The following is a 16,096-nucleotide window of genomic DNA, read 5'->3' as shown; positions in this document are numbered from 1 at the left end:
AGAGGTTTTTTCATGCAAGTTTATTTAGTAGGCGGTGCTGTTCGAGATCATTTACTTGGGCATCCCTATCACGAAAAAGATTATGTTGTTGTTGGTGCAACGCCAGAGCAATTACTCGCCGAAGGTTATCAACCTGTTGGCAAAGACTTCCCTGTATTTCTACATCCCAAAACAAAAGAAGAATACGCACTCGCACGTACAGAACGTAAATCTGGGGTTGGTTATCATGGTTTCCAATGTTTTACAGATACTAGTGTTAAGTTAGAAGAAGATTTAATCCGCCGCGACCTTACCATCAATGCCATGGCAATGGATGAACAAGGCAAAGTTTATGACCCCTATGGCGGACAAAAAGATTTAGACCAAAAAATTCTGCGCCATGTTTCTGATGCTTTTACCGAAGATCCACTTCGCGTGCTTCGAGTTGCACGCTTTGCTGCACGATATGCAGCGTATGACTTTAAAATTGCGGATGAAACACTGCAACTCATGCAAGACATCGCTCAATCAGGCGAGTTAAATGCCCTTACTCCAGAACGCGTCTGGAAAGAAACCTCTCGGGCATTAATGGAAGATCACGCAGATGTATATTTTCAAATACTCAAAGACTGTGGTGCTTTAAAAATCTTATTTCCTGAACTCGATGCCCTGTTTGGTGTACCACAGCGCCCTGAATACCATCCTGAAATAGATTGTGGTATTCATACACTTATGGCACTTAAACAAGCATGTCAGGCCAATTATGCGCTAGATGTCCGCTTCGCTGTGCTTGTCCACGACTTAGGTAAAGCACTCACCCCTATTGATGAATTACCAAGACATAATATGCATGAAGAACGTGGTATACAGCCCGTAACTGATGTATGTGATCGCTTAAAGGTACCCACCTATCTTAAAAATTTAGCGCTCACCGTTTGCAAAGAACACTTGAAATGCCATCAAGTCAAAAATCTAAAACCAGGAACTTTATGGCGTTTGTTACAACGCTTAGATGTTCTACGTAGACCGGATAAAGCCAGAGCTTTTGTTCAAGCATGTGAATGCGATGCCAAAGGTCGTTTGGGTTTAGAACAGCGCCCATATCCTCAAGCACAATTTCTGCTAGATGCGATGGAAATCGTCAGACATATTCGAGCACAAGATTTACCTGAACATATTAAAGGCCCTGAAATTGGCGAAATGTTGATTCAATACCGTATTGAGGCATTAGCAAAATTTAAAGAGCAGCACGAAGAATAAACCCGTTTAACACGCCATCGTTGTGCGACCAAACAATTTAAAACTTATATTAGACCCTTTCATAACCCTGCATATTTCTCCTGTAGAGAAAATGTGGAACGATTGAAGTTCCGCAAGGGATTTATGAAAGAAGTCTATTATTTAGTCAACAATACCGGATCTTCAATGCTATAACCCGTTTCAAAAGGGATCCCAAGATATTTGACTGTCACAAGCACATTATTACTGTGAGGCACTTTATAGACTTTAGATATATTCAACCCTTGCTCGTAAGTGTCAGCTTTCTGCAATGTGCTCTTTAGGTGAAAGCTTTTAACCCGATATTGATAAGACCATTTATCAATAGATTTTTGTGGGTCATACCATGCTTTTGCTATACCTTTTTTATTGGTTAATATTTGAATGCGAACATTACTATTGTGTATAGCTTGAAGTGATATTAAACGCTTCTGAATTTTCGCAATTTCTATATCAAATTGCCTACTATCTTGATCATAATCAATTAATTTAGTTTTGGGATTGATATAGAGCGAACGAACTTGAATGAGTTTAGTCGGATTTGTACTATTTAATTGATAATAATAGAGTTTAGGTAAACGACCCCGACCATCTTCAAAATGTCGCATGAGATAAATCTTTTGGGCTTTTCGATCCAACCCTAAAACTTCTATCTGCTGTGGTCCGCCAACTGTTGCATAAACGGATAGAGGCAAGCATGACAAAAAAAATGCACCGAAAATAATTTTTAGTATAGGTTTAGACATATCCGACTCCAAAGCAATCTGTATACTTAAGCCCAATATATTGAGTTTTTAATGAAGATGGGGTTAATTTTTATCCGTTACACATTTATTTATAATAAGATCGAAAAAATCTTTTGTGACATGTTTTGGTATTGGTTTACCTAAAATGAATTTTTATTTCCAATAAAAAAACCCAGCCAAAAATGACTGGGCTTTTATAACTTTTACTTATCGAGCAAAAATTATTGAGCAGCAGCAGCTTGAGCAGCAGCAACTTCGTCAGCGAAGCTCATTTCAGCTTTCTTCTCAATGCCTTCGCCTACTTCGAAACGAACGAATTGAGCAACAACTGTACCAGTCGCTTTCAATACATCAGCAACTTTTTTGTCATTGTCGATTACATACATTTGACGATCAAGTGCAACTTCGTTCAAATATTTTTCAATTGAACCAGTTACCATTTTCTCAACGATGTTCGCAGGCTTACCAGATTCTAATGCTTTCGCTTCAGCAATTTCTTTCTCTTTAGCGATTAAGTCAGCAGAAACAGCTTCAGCATTTACAGCAACTGGATTGAATGCAGCTACGTGCATTGCAATGCCCTTACCTGTATCAGCATCACCAGTGTAAGAAACAACAACACCGATTTTTAAACCGTGTTTGTACACAGCCAAGTTTTCGCCTTCAACAATTTGAGCGCGACGAACTTGAATGTTTTCACCGATTTTTTGAACAAGCGCAACACGTGCTTCTTCTACTGTAACGCCGTCTTCAAGTTTAAGTTCAGCAATTTTTGCAGCATCAGTTTCGCCAGCAGCAAGTGCAGCAGCAGCAACTTTATCAGAGAAGTTTTTGAAGTTTTCGTCTTTAGCAACGAAGTCAGTCTGACAGTTAACTTCAACAAGAATCGCTTTGTTACCGTTTTGAATGATCGTGATCGCGCCATCAGCAGCAATATTACCTGCTTTTTTAGCAGCTTTTGCTTGACCTGATTTACGAAGGTTATCAATCGCAAGTTCGATGTCGCCGCCTGCTTCTGTTAATGCTTTTTTACATTCCATCATCGCAAGACCAGTACGGTCACGTAATTCTTTTACCATGCTCGCAGTAACTGCAGTCATGTTGATCTCCTAAAATCGGTAGAAAATAAATCTGTTCAACAAAAACGGCCCAAAGAAACTCTGGGCCGTTTGCAATCTCGACGCTTTAATTTGCCACCATTACATGTCGCAAAAATGACAAGCTTGCGTCAAAACGCATTAAGCCTCAGAAGCATCTTTAGCAGCGTCATCGCCTTTTGCTTGTGCATTTGCTTGTGATTGAGCATATTCTTTACCAGCAAGAATCGCATCAGCCATAGCAGAAGCATACAAAGTCACTGCACGGATCGCATCATCATTACCCGGAATAACGTAATCAACGTTGTCTGGGTTAGAGTTTGTATCAACGATACCGATTACAGGAATACCTAAGTTTTTCGCTTCTTTGATTGCAATCGCTTCGTGATCAACGTCGATTACAAATAATGCGTCAGGTAAACCACCCATGTTTTTAACGCCGCCTAAAGCACGTTCAAGCTTGTCCATCTCACGAGTACGTTCTAAAGCTTCACGTTTAGTAAGCTTAGCAAAAGTACCGTCTTGAGATTGAGTTTGAAGATCTTTTAAACGGTTGATAGATTGGCGAAGTGTTTTCCAGTTCGTCAACATACCACCTAACCAGCGGTGATCTACATATGGTTGACCAGCGCGTTGAGCTTGTTCACGGATGATGTTAGAAGCAGCTCGTTTTGTACCAACGAATAATACTTTGTTCTTTTTGCTCGCAAGGTTGTTTACAAAGTTCAATGCATCATTTAACGCAGGAACAGTGTGCTCAAGGTTGATGATGTGAATTTTGTTACGTGCGCCAAAAATGTATTGACGCATTTTTGGGTTCCAGAAACGAGTTTGGTGACCAAAGTGTGCGCCTGCTTGAAGAAGGTCGCGCATACCTACGTTGTAATCTGCCATTTTCTTTACCTTAAGATTTGGGTTAGGCCTCCATATATCCGCATTCTCCACCTATTGCTAGGCACCCAGAGTAATGTGACGATATATGTGCGGATTTTGTACGACTATTTTACCATACAGTTTCGTAATACCTCCCATTAAGAAAGATAGTCACGAAAAGCAATTGATAAAATAGGCGGCTATTTATACCATAGTCACTTGCGAATTACCAAAAGTTTTTAGAGATCATGAATACAACTTATACAGCTCCTCGCCGATTAATCAAAACTCCCGATGAAATTGAAAAAATGCGTGTTGCAGGGAAACTGGCAGCTGAAGTTTTAGACATGATTAAGCCTTATATTAAGGCAGGTGTGAGTACACTAGAACTCGACACAATTTGTCATGATCACATTGTCAACGCTCAGCAAGCCATTCCTGCTTGTTTGGGTTACGGCGCAGCACCAGGGCGTCCTGCTTTCCAACATACAATCTGTACATCGGTTAACCATGTCGTATGTCACGGTATTCCATCCGAAGCTAAAACGCTTAAAAATGGTGATATTCTAAATATTGATGTGACTGTGATTAAAGATGGCTATCACGGCGATACCAATATGATGTATGTCGTCGGTGGAGAGACTTCTATTCTTGCAAATCGCCTTTGTAAAGTTGCACAAGAAGCGATGTATCGTGGTATGGCAACGGTTAAGGACGGTTCATATCTTGGCGATGTCGGTCATGCAATTCAACAATACGTTGAATCTGAACGCTTCAGTGTCGTTCGTGAATATTGCGGTCATGGTATCGGCAATGTCTTCCATGATGAACCACAAGTGTTGCACTATGGTCAAAAAGGTACAGGCATGCGCCTTGAAGCTGGCATGACCTTTACGATCGAACCAATGGTCAATGCAGGCGTTTGGCAAACCAAATTATTAGGTGATAAATGGACGGTTGTAACCAAAGACCATAAATTATCTGCTCAATATGAACATACGATTTTAGTCACCCAAACAGGGATTGAGGTGTTAACTGCACGCCCTGAAGAAGATTTATCTCGTTTTATGTAATTGATTATCCATCTTTAAACACCTATCTAAAAAGCTACTTCGGTAGCTTTTTTTACATCCATAATCTCTTCATCAATTTATCTAAATAAAACAAAATATTTCATAAGCACAACAATTATAAAATCCAACTAAACACACTTTTCATAAAAAAGAGTTATGTTGGGCGCAAGAAAAATCCTTACAAACTTTTGGACATGGAGTCCCCCAATGATGAAAAAGTCATTTACTTTCTTAATAACAGGGCTTTGCACCCTACCCACGCTTGCTTTTGCAGACTCGCCCTATTTTAGTCTTAAAGATGGTGATGGATTTAAACGCTTCTCTGTTTCTGTAGGTGCTTTATATGTAAAGCCAACAGGTAAAGCTCAGCCTATACAAGTTAATACTGCTATTGAAAATGGAGAACAGAGCAAAGTTGGAGATGTTTCAATCAAAACAGTTAAGGAGAGTATGTCTAAAGACATGGACCCTAATTTATCCACGTTTTTCATTGATTTTTTAGATGGTTTAGGGAGAGAAACTTTACCTGGTGCATTAAGTGGTAATGCTGATATCTATGGTTTAAATGAATGGAATAATCCTGGTACTGGGTTGGAAGCAGATGATGTACTGACTCTAGGAATTATGACTAATTACTTTTTTACAGATAATGTCTCATTTGAAGTTAAAGCAGGTATTCCTCCTAAAGTTGATATTCAGGGTAAAGGAAAAATTTATGCCCCCCTAACTGCCTCTGCTCACCCTTCTATCGATCTTCCAATTATTGGGGGAATTGACTTACCCTCGATTGATTTAGAAAAGCAAATCTTCATTACAGACTTAGAAGCACATGGTACAGCAGCAACTGCAAGAGCTTGGACACCTGCTTTCGAATTCCAATACCATTTTGGAAAAACGGGTATAAATAAATTTAGACCTTATGTTGGCTTAGGCTTAATGTATGCTTATTTTAATGAACTCAAACTCAATCCTGCAATTGAACAAGATTTAATTAATGCAGGACATATGATTGTCAATCTAAAAGATGGCAAAGCAGGTGCTGCTTTAGATGGTAAAATAAGTTCTGGAAACCCTAAAGTTAAACTTGATGCTTCTGATGCATTCGCACCAGTTGCAACAGCTGGCTTTACCTATGATTTTAATGATCGCTGGTTTGGTGTTGGTTCTATTTCTTATGCACATCTTACTGGGGAGGCAACAATCACGGTTAATGATGAGGCCCATGGCGAACTTATTCGGGCCAAAACAGATATCGAAATTAATCCAATTTTAGGTTATGCGGGTATCGGCTACCGCTTCTAATTTTTATTTTTTTCTAAAGCAGCTTCGGCTGCTTTTTTTATTTTCGCCACCTTTTAAACCACTGTGCATAGAATTTGCGCACCAATTACAAACAATCTACCCATGATTGTCTAACCAAATTTTTTAAATCAATACTGAATAATTCAGCCCCTATCTTTCAAAAATGACATATAACCTGAATGTAAACAAAAATACTTTTTTGCAATGAACATCTTAATTTATTCATTTGGTTAATTATTTTTTATGGCATGACCCTTGCATTATAACTAACATAGTGGATCAAAGATGATTCACAAAAAGTTTGTAGGCGGCCAACGATGTCCGTTCTGTTCGCTTTGCTTATGCAGATATTCTGCTTCGCAAAAAATTACGTTCAGTTCAGGAGAAGTTTATGTCTTCAAAAATGAATTTAGATGCAAAAAAAGCCACTGAAATAAAATTATTTAGCTTTTCTACTCCTGCGATGCGCGCTTTCCATATGACATGGCTGGCATTCTTTGTCACGTTCTTCGCATGGTTTGCCTGTGCGCCGTTGATGCCTGTTATTGCTGGTGAGTTTCAATTAACCAAATCTCAAATTGCCAATATCAATATTGCTGCTGTGGCAATTACCATTCTAATTCGTCTTATTGTTGGTCCATTGTGCGATAAATATGGTCCACGTAAAACTTATACAGCCCTACTCTTACTGGGTAGTATTCCTGTCTTCGGCGTTGCCGCAGCAAATACCTATGAATCCTTTCTATTCTTTCGCCTATTAATTGGGGCGATTGGTGCAAGCTTCGTTATTACTCAATACCATACCAGTGTCATGTTTGCACCGAATGTTGTCGGTACGGCAAATGCAGCTGCAGCGGGTTGGGGAAATGCAGGTGGTGGTGCAACCCAAGCGATCATGCCATTACTTTTAGGTGCTATCGTTATGTTTGGCGTTGAGCAAGCAATGGGCTGGCGTATCGCATTACTGGTACCTGGGATCATGATGGTGATCGTCGGTGTTCTCTACTGGAAACTCACTCAAGATAGCCCACAAGGTAACTTTAAGGAATTACGCGAGCAAGGTATAGAAGCAGGCAATATTAAAAAAGGTGGTACTGCGATTCTTATGCAAGCCGCTCGTAACTATCGTGTTTGGGTGTTGTTTACGGCATATGCTGCATGTTTTGGTATCGAAATCTTCATTCATAATATTGCAGCGATGTACTATGTTGACCATTTTAATATGGGCTTAAAAGAAGCTGGACTGACAGCAGGCATCTTCGGTCTATTGGCATTATTTGCGCGTGCATTGGGCGGTATTGTTTCTGACAAAGTGGCTATGAACAAAGGTTTAGATGGTCGTACACGAATTTTATTCTTACTGATCTTAGGTGAAGGTCTATTCCTGATCGTTTTCTCACAAATGAATACCGTCATGCTTGCCGTACTCGCTATGACAGTGTTTGCACTATTTACACACATGGCCTGTGGTGCAACCTATGCATTGGTTCCATTTATCGATCGTGATGCACTCGGTGGTGTAGCAGGCATCATTGGCGCAGGTGGAAATGTCGGCGCAGTTGCCGCTGGTTTCTTACTAAAAGGTCTACTCGATATCCAAACTTGTCTCATGATTCTAGGCTGTCTCGTGACTGTTGCTGCCTTTAGTGTAGTGCTGATACGTTTCTCAGTCGAACACAAGGAAAAAGAAAAAGAACTGTTTGAACAAGCACTACTTGAACGTAACGCTGCGACTTAATTCAACGCTCAATTGAGAGGGATGTCATCGTCTACCTCCCTCTTTATAACCTCTCACATTCAAATCTTTTATTTTAGGGGAAATATGATGAAAATCATTTCAATGTCATTACTCACGCTTAGCTGTTTTACCGCATTCAACGCATCTGCAAATAATGATTTTATCGATAACACTAAGTTCACGCTTGATAGCCGCCTTCGTTTTGAAATGGTCGACCAAGATAATCCTTTAAAAAAAGCGGAAGCAGCCACCCTACGTATCCGCCCTGCACTGCAAACAGGCACATGGCAAGGTTTAAGTTTATTTGCTCAAGGTGAAGCAAACATTGAACTCAACGACCATTTCAATAGCACACGTAATAACGAGACCAAATACAGTAGCGTTCCCGATCCAGAAAACCTAGACATCAATCAATTATATTTAAATTACAGCAACCCTAAATTCGATGCTCGCCTAGGTCGCCAAGTCATTAATTTAGATAATCAACGTTTTATTGGCTCTGTCGGTTGGCGTCAAAATGAACAAAGCTATGATGCAGTCAGTCTAAATCTAAAACCAACTCAATCTTTGCAGGTGTACTATGCCTATATTGATCAGGTAAATACGATTTTTGGAAGTGAAGATCCCAAGCCAATTGCATTGATCGCACAAGACGGGGAACAAGATAGTCAAATTCATTTGGCACAAATCAAATATAACTACAGCCCACAACTCAATGCTGTGCTGTATGGTTATTTTATTGATTTTGAAAATCTAAATGCTTGGTCAAACCAAACCTATGGCCTACGCCTAACGGGTAAGCAAAATAACTTCCGCTATGCCGCCGAATACGCCAAACAACAAGATTATGCAGATCAACCTATAACATATGATGCTGATTATTATGCTGTTGAACTCGGTTATCAAATATCAGGAAAATCCCCGATTGGTGAAGTCGCTGTTGGTTATGAAGTGTTAAGCAGCGATAACGGTAAAATTGCATTTCAAACACCATTGGCAACAAAACATAAGTTTAATGGTTGGACGGATATGTTTTTAAATACGCCCGTCAACGGTTTGCGTGATGTCTATATTAGCTCGAGTTTTAATATATTCAGCAAGGGTAGACTGATGACCGAATTACATCATTATCGTAGCGATGAAAAAGGATTAGATTATGGACAAGAGTTTGGACTTTCTTATGCGCAAGCACTGCCAATCAAAGGCTTATCAGGATTAGCTAAACTTTCTCATTATCAAGCTGAAGATTTTGGTGTCAATACTGAAAAACTTTGGTTACAACTGGATTATAAATACTAAAACTTTATTTCTAATGACAATTCATCTACTTAACTTTGTTTGAATGAAATCATAGAAAAACTGTCATTAAATTTTCAAATTTGGATGATTTAATAAAAAATAAAAAAGTCATAAAAGTGCAAAAGCTTGTTGATCGAGTGGATCAACAAGCTTTTTTATTAAACAAAATAAAAGACTGTTCTAAAACAGTCTTTTATCGTACTACGACAAAGTCGAAATAAGCCTATTGCTGACCTTTCGGTAACGGAATGTATTGGGATTGGACATTTTGTTGGATTTTTCGCTCCCCAACTTTGACTTCCAATTGTTGTTGTTTCCCATCACGCTCTACCACCACTGCAATCGAACTTTCTGGCGCCTGTAGAGCGACATAGTTAATCAAATGTGATGCAGAAGAAATTTGTTCATTATTGACTTGAACAATTTTATCTCCACGTTTAACGCCTGCGAGATCAGCTGGGCCACCACGTAACACATCAGCAACTAAGACACCGCTTGGTTTTGCTGTTAATACATCTTCATCCAAATTATTTGGAATTAAACTGATGCCTAACCAACCACGTACCACACGACCATCTTTCAAAATAGAATTTAAAACTTGCTGGCACACTTTTGCAGGTATCGCAAAACCGATACCAAGCGATCCGCCAGATTGAGAGAAAATAGCCGTGTTCACACCAATCAGATTACCTGCAACATCAATTAAAGCTCCACCAGAGTTGCCTGGGTTAATCGCAGCATCCGTCTGAATGAAATCTTCGTAAGTGTTAATCCCTAAATCAGAACGACCAGTCGCAGAAATAATCCCTTGTGTAACAGTTTGGCCGACACCAAATGGGTTACCAATCGCGAGTACAACATCACCCACTTCATTACCACTGAGTTTAAATGGTAAAACAGGGAGTTTATCCAACTCGATTTTGATTACAGCCAAATCTGTATCAGGGTCTGTACCGATCACTTTTGCTTCAGCACGACGACCATCATATAATGCGACAACAATATGTTCTGCCTGAGCAATAACATGATTGTTCGTCAAAATATAACCATCTGCACGAACGATCACCCCCGAACCTAAACTATTTTCATTTTTAGGTTGTTGAGGAATTTGATTGCCAAAAAACTCGCGGAAAACAGGGTCATTCAATAAAGGATGATTAGGCTGTTTTATTTTTTGCGTGGTAAAAATATTCACGACTGCAGGAGCAGCAACTTTTACAGCAGCATTATAAGAAACCACCCCACCCATACGATTTGTATCAACTAAGGGCTCAACCTTTTCTGCTGGCATTTTGACACCATCAGACGCCACAGTCGGTTTCGGCTGATGTGATTTCTGCCAAGCCAGAAAACTAAATATAACGACAATGAGTAATACCCAAGGTAACCATGTAAATGCACGGCGCACGTCTATTATCCTCTAGGCGAAATGATGTTATGAATAAGTTAATTCGTTGAAGAACAGGAAATTTCCATCATTGTAATGTAAATTATTTAAAAGCAACGCAAAAGTTAATTTTTTTTTGTCTAGCTTTAGTTACCTTAGAAAATATGTTTCTATTGACCACAGTAAAATGTAAATCATTTGAGGAATCGCATGGCAAATTTGTATGACATTGTGCAATGGTGTAATCAGACTTTAAAATCAAACGAGTTCAAAGATTATGCACCGAATGGCTTACAGATCGAAGGTAAGAGCGAAGTCAATAAAATAGTATGCGCTGTAACCGCATCAGAAACTGCCATAGATGCAGCAATCGCCCAACAAGCAGATGCATTACTGGTACATCATGGTTATTTTTGGAAAGGTGAAGCTTACCCTATTACAGGCATGCGCGGTAATCGAATCAAAAAACTCATTCAAAATAACATTTCCTTGATCGCCTATCACTTGCCTTTAGATGCTCATCCTGATCTTGGAAATAATGCCGCAATTGCTGAGTTAATCGATTTACAAAATTTAGAAGCCTTAGACCCAGCAGAAAAACATCCGATTGGTAATATTGCTTATCTAAGCAACCCAATGAGTCCAGCAGAATTCAAAGCCAAGTTACAAGGCATTTTTGACTTTGATATCATCCATTTACCGTGTGATAAAACTACAATTCAAAAAGTAGGCTTCTGTACAGGTGGGGCTCAGGACTACATAAATAAGGCAGCACAACAAAACTGTGATGTTTATATTTCTGGTGAAGTTAGTGAACGTACTTTTTATGAAGCCAAAGAGCTTGGTGTTCATTATTTCGCTTGTGGTCACCATGCGACAGAGCGCTACGGCGTACAACGTTTAGCAAAAGCGATTGCGCATCAGTTCGATATAGAAACTGAATATTTTGAATTGAACAACCCAATTTAGTGACATTGAAATTTCCGATTTTATTTATTGTTTTTAATTCAGTCTTTATTGTATACGGTTGTTTAAAAGGCTGCCCCATTCGCTTTAGAATCATTTACAATAGAGCCACTTAATGTAAAACCCAGCAATAGCAAGGATTGAAACATGACAACCATTACTTTACCTGCGCTTCCATATGGCTATGATGATTTAGCGCCGCATATCACGCGTGAAACTTTAGAATATCATCACGATAAGCACCATAATACTTATGTTGTTAACTTGAACAACTTGATCAAAGGGACTGACCTTGAAGGTAAAACTTTAGAGGAAATCATCAAAGCGTCTGCTGGTGATGCTTCTAAAGCTGGTATCTTCAATAACGCTGCTCAAGTATGGAACCACACGTTCTACTGGAACAGCATGAAACCAAATGGCGGTGGTAAACCAACTGGCGCGATTGCAGCTAAAATTGAAGAAGCTTTTGGTAGCTACGAGAAGTTTGTAGAAGAATTTACTGCTGCTGCAACAACTCAATTTGGTTCAGGTTGGGCGTGGTTAGTTGCTGATGAAGTAAACGGTAAATTATCTATTACTAAAACAGCCAATGCAGATACTCCACTTGCTCACGGTCAAATTGCAGTATTAACAATCGACGTTTGGGAGCATGCTTACTACATCGACTTCCGTAACCTACGTCCAAAATACATCGCTACTTTCTTAGAAAGCTTAGTGAACTGGGACTATGCAAATGCAAAACTTGCTGGTCAACCGGCAGGTGTTGAGAAATAATTTTTTATTTCTTACATAAAAAACTGCCCACATTGGGCAGTTTTTTTATCTCTAGAATCCTAAAAGAATATTTATCAAGCAAACGATTCATTTTATTTACTATTCTTATTGACGCATGAATATTTCATGCCTAAAATGCGCATCAGATTCTCCAATAGCTCAGTCGGTAGAGCGACGGACTGTTAATCCGCAGGTCCCTGGTTCGAGCCCAGGTTGGAGAGCCAAGCTAATCTCCCATAGCTCAGTCGGTAGAGCGACGGACTGTTAATCCGCAGGTCCCTGGTTCGAGCCCAGGTGGGAGAGCCAAGTTTTTATTGGCTCGCTTGACCGTTAGTACCGATATGCATAGAATGCATATCTAGATTCTCCCATAGCTCAGTCGGTAGAGCGACGGACTGTTAATCCGCAGGTCCCTGGTTCGAGCCCAGGTGGGAGAGCCAAGATTCTAAAAACCCACTCATATTTATATGCAGTGGGTTTTTTATTAGCACTTTGATAAGAATATGTCTGAATCAACACAACTCATCTTTTTGCTGATTGGCTGTATAAGCACAGTACTACTACTGATCAGTTACCTGCGCCCTTTTTTTCTAAAACAAAATTATTTTGCCCGTCCAGTCATTACTGCATTCGAATCACAAATGTTCTCTAGGCTTCAACAAGCATTCCCTCACTACAATATACTGGCGCAAGTAGCCTTTAGCGCACTGATTACCAGTAAGCACTATAAGATTCGCAACCGCTTCAATCGTAAGGTTACTGATTTTGTGGTTTTAGACAAAGAAATGAAAGTTGTGGCGATTATTGAACTTGATGATCCAAGTCATATTGGAAAAGAATTAGAAGACCAGAAACGCGATCAAATGTTACTAGAGGCTGGATATCAAGTACAACGATATACTCAAATCCCATCTATAAAGCAGTTACAGATGGATATTCGATAAACTGACAATATCAAAAGTTATCACTCAGCTTTTTCTTCTTCGTGTCCGACATTTTTTTGTTGTTCAAATTTTTTAGCCATTTCTGCTCTTTGCTGATCATATTCTTTCTTGGTTTTTGCATCACTTTTGGCCGCTAAAAAAGCCATTCCTATGATAAAAATTGGAATCAATAATCCCAATCCCATTAATACCCAAGGTACAGATTTCTTCTCAACCGCATTTTGACTCATAGCCGATCCAAAAAATTAACATTTTAAAGTGGCGACACTATAACAAAAAAGAGCCTCTTTATAGAGGCTCTTTTAGGGTTAAAAAAGTTTTAGAGTTTAGAACTTACCTGTACAGTGAGGACTTTGGCTTGCATCTTGCTGCGCGTCGGTCAGTACAACACCTGTATTCGCCGACATATTTGTTTGAATAAACTTATATGCCTGAGCATTTTTACAAACAATTGCTTGCGTATGACTAGCACCATCAACACCTAAAAACTCCACCTTAGTGCCTAAGGCTTTTAATCCATTTTGCAAAGCGTTTGTCACATCATAAGGAACAGCCATATCTAACTTACCCTGAATAATCATGACAGGTGTATTAATTTTCTTGGTGCCAGGTTGATTATCTGTCAGAAATTTTTTCACTGTCGGATTCTCTTGGAAATTACCAGCTAGACCAGGATAGTCTGAAACAGTTTTAGTCGTATCTTTACTAATAAAATCACGGATGTCAGCCGCAAATTTATTATGTAGATCATCCAAGCAAACGCCATTTTCACCAGTTGTACCTTCAGCAAATTCAGCAATTGCTCGTGAACGCTCTTGGAAAATTTCCCGATAATTAAACTTAGGATCATAAGCGGTAATACCAACACCCGTATATGCAGCATATGCAAGCAACTCTGCATATACTTCAACTGCCGTACCGACTGGAATAAGCCCAGCTTGTTCTTGTTTTAGAATATTTGCAATTGCTTGTGGAGCAACAACAGAGATGATGTAACCAAGACTAGATGCCGGCGCCCCAGCAACAGCCCCCTTATAATTCACATCATTATTTGCATATTCAGCCGTACCCAATGAAGCATGCCCACCTTGTGACTGACCAATTGACATCCATTGTCCATTCAGTTTACTTCCATAATGATCTTTTGCCGCTTTTACCGCTGCAATCGCGGACTTAGCTTCACTACCCAAGTTTAGGTATGGATGAATTCCTGGTGTACCCAATCCTTCATAATCTGGTGCAATCACCACATAACCTGCTGCCAACAAAGTATCCGCAAGGATTCTAAAACGTGGATTCACAGTATTATTACTTGGCGCGCAACTATCTCCCACCCCAACTGTACCATGCTCCCATACGACGATACGATATCCATCAATAGGTTGAGCGACCTTAGGGAACATCACCATTGCTGTTGCTTTTGCTGTTTTTCCCTGAACATTCGCCATGTTGTAAGTCATTACTTTAATTGTTGAAGCATTGTCCACTTTATCTTTTGAATAAGTACTTTCTGAAAGATAAGTTTTATCTGGATTCACTCCAGAATAACTATCATTATCATCATTACATGCTGATAAAAATAATGCAGAAATAGAGAACGTCATTGCCAAAGCAATATTAGACCGTTTCATAAAAATATCCTTTTAGTCCTTGTTTTATTTTGTGTGCATGAAACTACATGCGACCTTATTAAGACATAAAAAAAGTGCCCTGCATAGGACACTTTTCAACTAATAAGTCATTTTTAAATCATGAATTCTAAAAAGATTCCCATAAAAATGATCATACCAACCCAGCGATTGTGACGGAATGCCCAAAAACAAATCTGCGGATCCCGATCTTTAGTTTTAACTGCTTGATAAATAAAATCAGCAGCAACAACCAATAATGCAGCCAGTCCAAATGGAATTAAAAGATCTTCCAAATAAAGTGCACTACCGATCAAACCCAAACTTAACAGTTGCAATGATCCTATAATTTGTATATCAAATCGACCAAATAAAATTGCGGTAGATTTCACACCAATTTTCAAATCATATTCACGATCTGTAATTGCATATTGAGTATCATAAGCCACTGTCCAAGCCAAATTTCCGAAATATAAAAGCCAGCAAATTAAATCAGGTGTCTGTCCAACTGCGGTATAAGCCATTGGAATCGACCAAGAAAATGCAGCACCCAAGAATACCTGAGGTAAATGGGTATAGCGCTTCATAAAAGGATAGATGAAAGCGAGAAATAACGCTCCAAATGACCAATAAAAGGTTTCAATCGGCAAGAAAAATAAAAGACAGGCACTTGCTGCCACCAGCCCCAAAAATACAAACACGGCTTCCCGCGCTCGAATCACCCCAGTTGCAAGAGGACGAGCTTTGGTACGTTCAACATGTGCATCCACTTTACGATCTGCAAAATCATTGATCGCGCAACCTGCAGCTCGCATAAAGAGCACACCAAGTGTCATCACCAACAATATTTTAAAATCAGGGATGCCTTTGGATGCGATCCATAATGCCCACATGGTTGGCCAGAACACCAACTCTGTACCAATCGGCTTATCAAAACGACACAAATAATAATATGCCGCTAAACGCTGTCGCCATGTTGTTTGTTGCACTGTTTCCATGTTGCCCCTTAGAG

The 16,096-nt window shown here is 39.4% G+C and carries 15 protein-coding genes and 3 tRNA genes; 11 read left to right on the top strand and 7 right to left on the bottom strand.

The features are described from left to right. Positions 1–12 precede the first annotated feature (12 nt). Positions 13–1,239, top strand: a complete 1,227-nt coding sequence (locus EAH57_RS08190; protein WP_121929629.1) for a multifunctional CCA addition/repair protein — start codon at positions 13–15, stop codon at positions 1,237–1,239. A 137-nt stretch (positions 1,240–1,376) separates the two neighbouring features. On the opposite strand, the gene EAH57_RS08185 is transcribed toward EAH57_RS08190, so the two are convergent. The 3 genes from EAH57_RS08185 to rpsB all read right to left on the bottom strand — a co-directional run bounded on the left by EAH57_RS08185 (position 1,377) and on the right by rpsB (position 3,994). Then, positions 1,377–2,003: an aminotransferase gene (locus EAH57_RS08185; protein WP_121929628.1), complete on the bottom strand. Its 627-nt coding sequence runs from the start codon at positions 2,001–2,003 to the stop codon at positions 1,377–1,379. A 221-nt stretch (positions 2,004–2,224) separates the two neighbouring features. Beyond that, a complete protein-coding gene (gene tsf / locus EAH57_RS08180) occupies positions 2,225–3,103 on the bottom strand; it encodes a translation elongation factor Ts (RefSeq protein WP_121929627.1) in 879 nt (292 codons plus the stop codon). A 138-nt stretch (positions 3,104–3,241) separates the two neighbouring features. Beyond that, positions 3,242–3,994: a 30S ribosomal protein S2 gene (gene rpsB, locus EAH57_RS08175; protein WP_004670561.1), complete on the bottom strand. Its 753-nt coding sequence runs from the start codon at positions 3,992–3,994 to the stop codon at positions 3,242–3,244. A 227-nt stretch (positions 3,995–4,221) separates the two neighbouring features. On the opposite strand from rpsB, the gene map reads away from it, so the two are divergent. From map to EAH57_RS08155, 4 genes are all read left to right on the top strand, one after another. After that, positions 4,222–5,046 carry a type I methionyl aminopeptidase gene (map, locus tag EAH57_RS08170; protein ID WP_121929626.1) on the top strand — a complete coding sequence of 275 codons (825 nt, stop codon included), beginning with the start codon at positions 4,222–4,224 and terminating at the stop codon, positions 5,044–5,046. A 207-nt stretch (positions 5,047–5,253) separates the two neighbouring features. After that, the gene (locus tag EAH57_RS08165; RefSeq protein WP_121929625.1) at positions 5,254–6,348 is read left to right on the top strand and encodes an OmpW/AlkL family protein; all 1,095 of its coding nucleotides are present in this window, start codon (positions 5,254–5,256) and stop codon (positions 6,346–6,348) included. Positions 6,349–6,739: 391 nt separating this feature from the next. Then, positions 6,740–8,086 carry an MFS transporter gene (locus EAH57_RS08160; RefSeq protein ID WP_121929624.1) on the top strand — a complete coding sequence of 449 codons (1,347 nt, stop codon included), beginning with the start codon at positions 6,740–6,742 and terminating at the stop codon, positions 8,084–8,086. An 87-nt stretch (positions 8,087–8,173) separates the two neighbouring features. Beyond that, complete coding sequence (locus tag EAH57_RS08155; protein ID WP_171407412.1) at positions 8,174–9,385, top strand: alginate export family protein; 1,212 nt, start codon at positions 8,174–8,176, stop codon at positions 9,383–9,385. Between the two features lie 223 nt (positions 9,386–9,608). Here the strand turns inward: EAH57_RS08155 and EAH57_RS08150 are convergent, their stop codons facing one another. Beyond that, a complete protein-coding gene (locus EAH57_RS08150; RefSeq protein WP_121929622.1) occupies positions 9,609–10,793 on the bottom strand; it encodes a trypsin-like peptidase domain-containing protein in 1,185 nt (394 codons plus the stop codon). 189 nt (positions 10,794–10,982) lie between these two features. On the opposite strand from EAH57_RS08150, the gene EAH57_RS08145 reads away from it, so the two are divergent. From EAH57_RS08145 to EAH57_RS08120, 6 genes are all read left to right on the top strand, one after another. After that, positions 10,983–11,741: a Nif3-like dinuclear metal center hexameric protein gene (locus EAH57_RS08145; protein WP_121929621.1), complete on the top strand. Its 759-nt coding sequence runs from the start codon at positions 10,983–10,985 to the stop codon at positions 11,739–11,741. A 144-nt stretch (positions 11,742–11,885) separates the two neighbouring features. After that, positions 11,886–12,512: a superoxide dismutase gene (locus EAH57_RS08140; protein WP_121929620.1), complete on the top strand. Its 627-nt coding sequence runs from the start codon at positions 11,886–11,888 to the stop codon at positions 12,510–12,512. A gap of 148 nt (positions 12,513–12,660) precedes the next feature. Then, positions 12,661–12,736, top strand: a tRNA-Asn gene (locus EAH57_RS08135). 6 nt (positions 12,737–12,742) lie between these two features. Beyond that, positions 12,743–12,818 (top strand) — tRNA-Asn (locus tag EAH57_RS08130). Between the two features lie 58 nt (positions 12,819–12,876). Further along, a tRNA-Asn gene (locus EAH57_RS08125) sits at positions 12,877–12,952 on the top strand. 63 nt (positions 12,953–13,015) lie between these two features. Continuing rightward, a complete protein-coding gene (locus EAH57_RS08120; RefSeq protein ID WP_121929619.1) occupies positions 13,016–13,456 on the top strand; it encodes a DUF2726 domain-containing protein in 441 nt (146 codons plus the stop codon). 20 nt (positions 13,457–13,476) lie between these two features. Here EAH57_RS08120 and EAH57_RS08115 read toward each other — a convergent pair whose 3' ends face one another. The 3 genes from EAH57_RS08115 to ubiA form a co-directional block, all read right to left on the bottom strand. Further along, the gene (locus EAH57_RS08115) at positions 13,477–13,686 is read right to left on the bottom strand and encodes a hypothetical protein (RefSeq protein WP_121929618.1); all 210 of its coding nucleotides are present in this window, start codon (positions 13,684–13,686) and stop codon (positions 13,477–13,479) included. A 96-nt stretch (positions 13,687–13,782) separates the two neighbouring features. Then, entirely contained in the window at positions 13,783–15,087 is a 1,305-nt protein-coding gene (locus tag EAH57_RS08110; protein ID WP_121929617.1) for an alpha/beta hydrolase family protein, read from the bottom strand. A gap of 113 nt (positions 15,088–15,200) precedes the next feature. Next, a complete protein-coding gene (gene ubiA / locus EAH57_RS08105; protein ID WP_121929616.1) occupies positions 15,201–16,082 on the bottom strand; it encodes a 4-hydroxybenzoate octaprenyltransferase in 882 nt (293 codons plus the stop codon). Between the last annotated feature and the right edge of the window lie 14 nt (positions 16,083–16,096).

Origin of the sequence: Acinetobacter sp. 2JN-4 (assembly GCF_003687745.1) — a bacterium.
GTDB classification, from domain to species: Bacteria; Pseudomonadota; Gammaproteobacteria; order Pseudomonadales; family Moraxellaceae; genus Acinetobacter; species Acinetobacter halotolerans.
The sequence above is the reverse complement of the archived record's forward strand: the minus strand, read 5'-3'. Positions and strand labels throughout refer to the sequence as shown.

What these genes read in the sequence shown, in the direction of transcription:
- EAH57_RS08190 (WP_121929629.1), top strand. Translation starts at nt 13, where the DNA reads ATGCAAGTTTATTTAGTAGGCGGTGCTGTTCGAGATCATTTACTTGGG.
- EAH57_RS08185 (WP_121929628.1), bottom strand. Translation starts at nt 2,003, where the DNA reads ATGTCTAAACCTATACTAAAAATTATTTTCGGTGCATTTTTTTTGTCA.
- tsf (WP_121929627.1), bottom strand. Translation starts at nt 3,103, where the DNA reads ATGACTGCAGTTACTGCGAGCATGGTAAAAGAATTACGTGACCGTACT.
- rpsB (WP_004670561.1), bottom strand. Translation starts at nt 3,994, where the DNA reads ATGGCAGATTACAACGTAGGTATGCGCGACCTTCTTCAAGCAGGCGCA.
- map (WP_121929626.1), top strand. Translation starts at nt 4,222, where the DNA reads ATGAATACAACTTATACAGCTCCTCGCCGATTAATCAAAACTCCCGAT.
- EAH57_RS08165 (WP_121929625.1), top strand. Translation starts at nt 5,254, where the DNA reads ATGATGAAAAAGTCATTTACTTTCTTAATAACAGGGCTTTGCACCCTA.
- EAH57_RS08160 (WP_121929624.1), top strand. Translation starts at nt 6,740, where the DNA reads ATGTCTTCAAAAATGAATTTAGATGCAAAAAAAGCCACTGAAATAAAA.
- EAH57_RS08155 (WP_171407412.1), top strand. Translation starts at nt 8,174, where the DNA reads ATGAAAATCATTTCAATGTCATTACTCACGCTTAGCTGTTTTACCGCA.
- EAH57_RS08145 (WP_121929621.1), top strand. Translation starts at nt 10,983, where the DNA reads ATGGCAAATTTGTATGACATTGTGCAATGGTGTAATCAGACTTTAAAA.
- EAH57_RS08140 (WP_121929620.1), top strand. Translation starts at nt 11,886, where the DNA reads ATGACAACCATTACTTTACCTGCGCTTCCATATGGCTATGATGATTTA.
- EAH57_RS08120 (WP_121929619.1), top strand. Translation starts at nt 13,016, where the DNA reads ATGTCTGAATCAACACAACTCATCTTTTTGCTGATTGGCTGTATAAGC.
- EAH57_RS08115 (WP_121929618.1), bottom strand. Translation starts at nt 13,686, where the DNA reads ATGAGTCAAAATGCGGTTGAGAAGAAATCTGTACCTTGGGTATTAATG.
- EAH57_RS08110 (WP_121929617.1), bottom strand. Translation starts at nt 15,087, where the DNA reads ATGAAACGGTCTAATATTGCTTTGGCAATGACGTTCTCTATTTCTGCA.
- ubiA (WP_121929616.1), bottom strand. Translation starts at nt 16,082, where the DNA reads ATGGAAACAGTGCAACAAACAACATGGCGACAGCGTTTAGCGGCATAT.